The sequence below is a fragment of the Gilliamella sp. Nev6-6 genome, from assembly GCF_001690605.1.
GTDB lineage: Bacteria > Pseudomonadota > Gammaproteobacteria > Enterobacterales > Orbaceae > Gilliamella > Gilliamella apicola_C.
Genome location: NZ_LZHP01000080.1, coordinates 1 through 5,953, shown reverse-complemented (window position 1 = coordinate 5,953; position 5,953 = coordinate 1). Strand labels below are relative to the sequence as shown.

The following is a 5,953-nucleotide window of genomic DNA, read 5'->3' as shown; positions in this document are numbered from 1 at the left end:
TCATTAATAAGCTATATAAAAAAATAAAATAAAAATAAAAAATAGCCCAACGTCGTTTACGATTTAACGTTTTATCATTAGCATAGTCCGTTGCAATATATCCCGAAAAATAGTACCGAATAAAGAATCCAACGATAGATAAAAAATAATAACTTATACAGACTAAAATACTCATGCACATCGACCTTATTTTATAATATTACCATCTCTATCTTTTCGATATGTTGAACCATCACTGCTTTCACAGCTATAATAATCGGGTGCATCGTCATTACCTATTGTGATTATCAATGAACAGTTCTCAACAATTTGTCTAACATTAATAATTGTTTCAGGCTCTTTAACAACCATACTTACTTGTTTGGTATCTTTATTAAGTATAAAAGCGTTTATTAATTTTTTAGATAAATCATATAAAGCCTTTACATCAATCATTGCTTCCAGAGCTAATAATTTTTTACTCATTTGTTTATAAGCACTTTCTAAATCACTGCGGCCATATCTAAAGAGTTTAAATGTCGGATCACCCAATTTATTAAATTTTTTCGGCACTAATTTAAAGAGATTTCCTACTGACATCGTTAAATCTAAACTATCATAAGCTATATCGCCAATTGAAGAATCGAAACCTAAAGCCTCGGCTGCATATTTATATCCACTTCTTAAAGGTCCATCAACTTCCATACTTCTGTTGCCACCTTCAATTTCGTTAATAGCACCATTAACAATTCCAGCGGTTCCTTCCTATATTCCATTTACTCCATGCGCTATCATGGGGGCTCCAATAAAACATGTCCAACCCACGGAACAAAGTGCAAACCCACCTGTACTCATTCCCGCACTACCGAAAATAAACAAACCGTTTTTCACCCATACAAGACTTTGTTCCCATAAATTATTTTCTTCAGTCTTTATTTTCTTTGCGCCTTCCTCATAACTCATTTCACCACTTTCAACTTTATTGAAAATATTCATGGCATATGTATCAACATCATCAATAAAAGCTTGTTTTATTTCGTTATAATAAAGGTGTTTTTCACATACTTCGTGGGCGCAGTCCATTAAGCGTTTGGCGTCCAATCGAATTTTTGAGGTGTCATCACTCATTTCAAGTGATGAGTCACTTTGCGTATACATTAGGTTTTGAAAGATAGGTAATAACGTTTCTGAAGGGCTAGGTATTTTAAAACTTGCGCTCTTTGCTGATGAAGAGCTTACAACATTCACATAAGCAAAGCTTTTAGTTGTGATAATTCGATTATTTCCTATTGGGCATCCGCAAGCCACAATGCAACCATCATAGGCAGCCGGTTTACCATCTACAATACAATCATATGTTCCTTCAATAATGGAACCATATCCTTTTGTACATTTAGGACAACTTGCGTAATCGCCTAAGCATGCGATACCTTGACCTTGAGAAAAACCACTATTTGATGCAGAAATTACTTTACCACCAGTTGTCGTATCATCGCCCAACATGGCTAATAATTTATTCATCCCTTTTTCTACTAAACAAATTTAATCGTTAAAATATTATCAATATAATCTATATAAAATTAAGCTTACTATTAGATATCGTTTTCTAATTTAAAAAAATTGAATAAAAAACTGATTGCTGTTGTGATAATTTTTCGTTCATACCTATTACAACGTCATTAAAAGCTACAATGGCGTAACTTTAAAAAATTATGGTTTATGACTGCGTTGTTCTCGCTCAATCGCACGATAACCAATGTCTTTACGATAAAAACAGCCATGCCAGTAAATATCTTTTATTTGCTCATACGCTCGTTGCTGCGCTTCAAGTACGGTATTGCCCAAGGCAGTAACACACAGTACTCGCCCACCATTGGTATATACTCGACCTTTTTCTAAACTGGTTCCCGCATGGAAAATTTTGCAATTATCGGTTGCCTCTGTGGGGAGTCCAAGAATCACATCTTGCGTATTATATTCGCCTGGATAACCGCCTGCAGCTAGCACTACACCTAAGGCTGATCTTGAATCCCATTTGGATTTGACGGTATCAAGCTTACCATCAATGGCCGCTACACAAAGTTTCACTAGATCTGACTGCAATCGCATCATAATGGGTTGTGTTTCAGGATCGCCTAATCGGCAATTAAACTCAATAACTTTTGGATTGCCTTCTTTATCAATCATTAAACCAGCATATAAAAAGCCAACATAGACATTCCCTTCTTGTGCCATGCCATTAACGGTTGGGTAAATAATTTCATCCATAATTCGTTGAAAAACGGCATCAGTAACCACTGGCGCTGGGGAATAAGCGCCCATACCACCAGTATTTAAGCCCGTATCGCCATCGCCAACACGTTTATGATCTTGGCTTGTTGCCATTGGCTCAACATTTTTGCCATCGACCATGACAATAAAGCTCGCCTCTTCGCCCTCTAGAAACTCTTCAATAACCACTCGATGGCCAGCATCCCCAAAAGCATTACCCGCTAACATATCGCACACGGCATCTTCGGCCTCTTTGAGTGTCATTGCTACAATAACACCTTTACCCGCAGCAAGCCCATCGGCTTTAATCACAATTGGAGCGCCTTTCTGACGTATATAAGCAATAGCGGGGTCAACTTCTGTAAAGTTTTGATATTCGGCTGTTGGAATATTATGTCGAGCTAAAAAATCTTTGGTGAATGCTTTAGATCCTTCTAATTGCGCAGCAGACTTTGATGGACCAAATATTTTTAATCCTGCTTTTTGAAAACTATCAACAACACCAATAACGAGTGGCGCTTCAGGACCAACAATTGTTAAATCAATTTGTTCTTGTTGCGCAAAATTGAGCAAACCGCCAACATCAGTTGCTTTAATATTAATATTTTCTAAACTAGGTTCAAGTGCAGTACCTGCATTGCCAGGAGCGACAAAGACTTTTGATACTAATGGTGATTGTGCGACTTTCCAAGCAAGTGCGTGTTCACGCCCACCATTACCTATGACTAAAACTTTCATAAAAGATCCTTTGAATACTAAAATCTGAAAAAAGGATTGTAAATTTTTATGTTTTACAAAACCCAGTGTAGTAATTTATTTTGAGTGAGTTAATACCCACTCATTTTACTAACAATTAATGTCTAAAATGGCGCATATGAGTAAACATCATCGCAATATTGTGTTCATCTGCCGCTTGTATGACTTCGTCATCACGAATAGAGCCGCCTGGTTGAATTACGCAAGTTACACCTGCGGCAGCCGCAGCGTCGACTCCATCCCTGAATGGGAAAAAGGCATCGGAAGCCACAACACAACCAGCAACATTTAGATTCTCATCTTGCGCTTTAATTCCAGCAATTTTGGCTGAATAAACGCGGCTCATTTGACCTGCGCCAATACCTATTGTCATTTTATCTTTTGCATAAACAATGGCATTGGATTTAACAAATTTAGCCACTTTCCAGCAAAATAGTGCATCTGAAAGCTCTTTTTTTGTTGGTTTACGCTTAGTGACAACCGTTAATTGATGTTCGTCTATTGTGCCTAAATCACGTTCTTGAACTAAAAGCCCACCATTAACACGTTTAAAATCTAAACTAGCAGGCGATGATGTTGTCCACTCACCACATTCAAGTACGCGTACATTTTTTTTAGCTTGGATAATTGCAAGTGCTTCTTGAGTAACGGATGGTGCAATAATGACTTCTACAAATTGTTTATCGGCAATGGCTTTTGCAGTTTTAGCATCAAGTTGACGATTAAAAGCAATAATGCCACCAAAAGCCGATGTTGGATCGGTTTTAAAAGCGTTTTCATAAGCGTGCAAAATATTATCACTGACTGCTACACCACAAGGATTGGCATGTTTTACAATCACACAAGCAGGCTCATCAAACGATTTCACACATTCAAGCGCAGCATCGGTATCCGCAATATTATTATAAGAAAGTGCTTTACCTTGCAGTTGTTTTGCAGTTGCAATTGATGCTTCTTTAACATTTTCTTCAACATAAAAAGCCGCTTGCTGGTGGGCGTTTTCGCCGTACCGCATATTTTGTTTTTTAATGAATTGCAAATTTAACGTTCTAGGAAACTCGCCCGCTGGCTCATTTGTCTGCCCCATATAAGGCGGCACTAATTTCCCAAAATAGTTGGCAATCATACCATCATATTTTGCTGTATGCTCAAAAGCTTTAATAGCAAGATTAAAACGATATTCAAAAGAAAGGGAATTGTGATTCTCATCCATCATATTGATAATATTGGTATAATCGCAACTATCAACTACAATGGCGACATCTTTATGATTTTTTGCGGCAGATCGAACCATTGTCGGTCCACCAATATCAATATTTTCAACAGCATCATCCAATGTGCAATGTGGATTAGCAACAGTTTGTGCAAATGGGTAAAGATTAACAACCACCATATCGATAGGTTCGATCTGGTGTTGCTGCATAACTTTATCATCAATACCTCTACGTCCTAAAATTGCTCCATGTATTTTGGGATGTAGCGTTTTAACTCGTCCATCCATCATTTCTGGAAATTTTGTATAGTCAGAAACTTCGGTTACTGGTATTTGGTTTTTGATTAATAATTTTGCTGTTCCCCCAGTTGAAAGCAGTTCCACATTTCGTTCTGATAAAGCTTTAGCAAACGCTAAAATACCCGTTTTGTCGGACACACTAAGTAAAGCACGGCGGATAGGACGAAACTGCTGCATAAGAGGCTCCGAAATTGATATCTAAAATTTAAATTGTTAAAGCATTATATATAAATTAGCAATAGATGTTTAGCATTAAGTTATTAAAAAATATCGAAACAATAAATGATAATATTTTGCTTTAATCGCAAAACTTATAGGTAAACTCACGTTGCAATATAAAAATAAAATTTTTACTGTTTCTTAATTGAACTGGTTTTAGGTGTGTTGTTTTACAATCGTTATATTGCTGCAACTTACCTAATTCATCATAATCAACAATATCTTTGATTTTTTCACTCTCCTTATCAATCTTTAAACGCCACGTTTATTACTTAATAAATTATTCGCAACCACATTTTTGCCAGCAGCAATTGAAGTGCCTATATCACCCACATCCCCCCCATACTAGCAGCAGCAAGGCCTGCTGCCAGTTGCGATAATGCGCTGATGTTTTGTTTTTCTGCTTCGGTGAGACTGTTATTTTTTATGATTTTAAGCTTTCAAAAACACCGTTCCTCACTTTTTTGGGAATCTTGAGAATGTATTTGATTGGTGATGACATTGCCTTTAAAGCGTAAGTTAAAAGATAATTACAACTAATTTTGTAAAAATAATTCAGGAGTCTATACCGTTTTGTTTTGTTTTGTTTTGTTTTTTTGTTTGGTTGGATTTGGTTTTGGGTTATTGTTGAGCTTGTTTTAGATTGTTTCTTGCCTTTTTATGAGATGTTGGTTTCAGCTAAGCGATATCTTGCCAAAGCTGAAAACCAATAAATCAAAAAAATATTCGCTATTTAGGAATTTTTCCTGTCCACCAAATCGGCTTTTCATCCGCGCCTAAGTTATCAAAAACAGATAAAGATATATGTCTATAATCAACAACATAAGGCACTTGAGCCATGCATACCATTACTGGTCGATACTTATAATCGGGTTCTGATTTAAACCATTCATGATTCATCTTGGCGGATTCAACACACTGATGAAATGCATAAAAGTAATCATCAAAAATATCATATAAAGTTGATTTTGTTCTGTCTAAATCACTTTTGGCTTTACCTGATAAAATAGGCCCCCAATCAATGGCATCTCTATCTAACTGTTTAAACTCTTCCTCGACCAATTTCATTAAAGATTCAGCCGTATCTAGCTCTTCTAATTTTAAATATCGACGATATAAACGGTCTGTTAAAATAGACCAATCTTCTTTAGGATATTTCGGCAGCAGATAATATGAAATACAATCAAAAAATAATTTCATATCACTGTCTGTACC

General features: G+C 36.3%; 6 protein-coding genes. All 6 read right to left on the bottom strand.

Features of this window, described 5'->3' with window-relative positions; translation table 11 throughout:
- Nucleotides 1-186: 186 nt before the first annotated feature.
- Nucleotides 187-729, bottom strand: a complete 543-nt coding sequence (locus tag A9G42_RS09655; RefSeq protein WP_255307298.1) for a DUF4225 domain-containing protein — start codon at nucleotides 727-729, stop codon at nucleotides 187-189.
- A 15-nt stretch (nucleotides 730-744) separates the two neighbouring features.
- Entirely contained in the window at nucleotides 745-1,500 is a 756-nt protein-coding gene (locus A9G42_RS09650; RefSeq protein ID WP_065582471.1) for a PAAR domain-containing protein, read from the bottom strand.
- 189 nt (nucleotides 1,501-1,689) lie between these two features.
- Entirely contained in the window at nucleotides 1,690-2,988 is a 1,299-nt protein-coding gene (gene purD / locus A9G42_RS09645; RefSeq protein ID WP_065653306.1) for a phosphoribosylamine--glycine ligase, read from the bottom strand.
- Between the two features lie 115 nt (nucleotides 2,989-3,103).
- On the bottom strand, nucleotides 3,104-4,696 hold the full coding sequence (gene purH, locus A9G42_RS09640) for a bifunctional phosphoribosylaminoimidazolecarboxamide formyltransferase/IMP cyclohydrolase (RefSeq protein ID WP_065653305.1): 1,593 nt from the start codon (nucleotides 4,694-4,696) through the stop codon (nucleotides 3,104-3,106).
- Between the two features lie 362 nt (nucleotides 4,697-5,058).
- On the bottom strand, nucleotides 5,059-5,166 hold the full coding sequence (locus A9G42_RS14830) for a VENN motif pre-toxin domain-containing protein (protein ID WP_442903201.1): 108 nt from the start codon (nucleotides 5,164-5,166) through the stop codon (nucleotides 5,059-5,061).
- A 301-nt stretch (nucleotides 5,167-5,467) separates the two neighbouring features.
- A partial coding sequence (locus tag A9G42_RS09635; protein WP_065653304.1) for a hypothetical protein occupies nucleotides 5,468-5,953 on the bottom strand: 486 nt, incomplete at its 5' end.

Coding starts and splice junctions, on each gene's coding strand:
- A9G42_RS09650 (WP_065582471.1), bottom strand. CDS start 1,500: ATGAATAAATTATTAGCCATGTTGGGCGATGATACGACAACTGGTGGT.
- purD (WP_065653306.1), bottom strand. CDS start 2,988: ATGAAAGTTTTAGTCATAGGTAATGGTGGGCGTGAACACGCACTTGCT.
- purH (WP_065653305.1), bottom strand. CDS start 4,696: ATGCAGCAGTTTCGTCCTATCCGCCGTGCTTTACTTAGTGTGTCCGAC.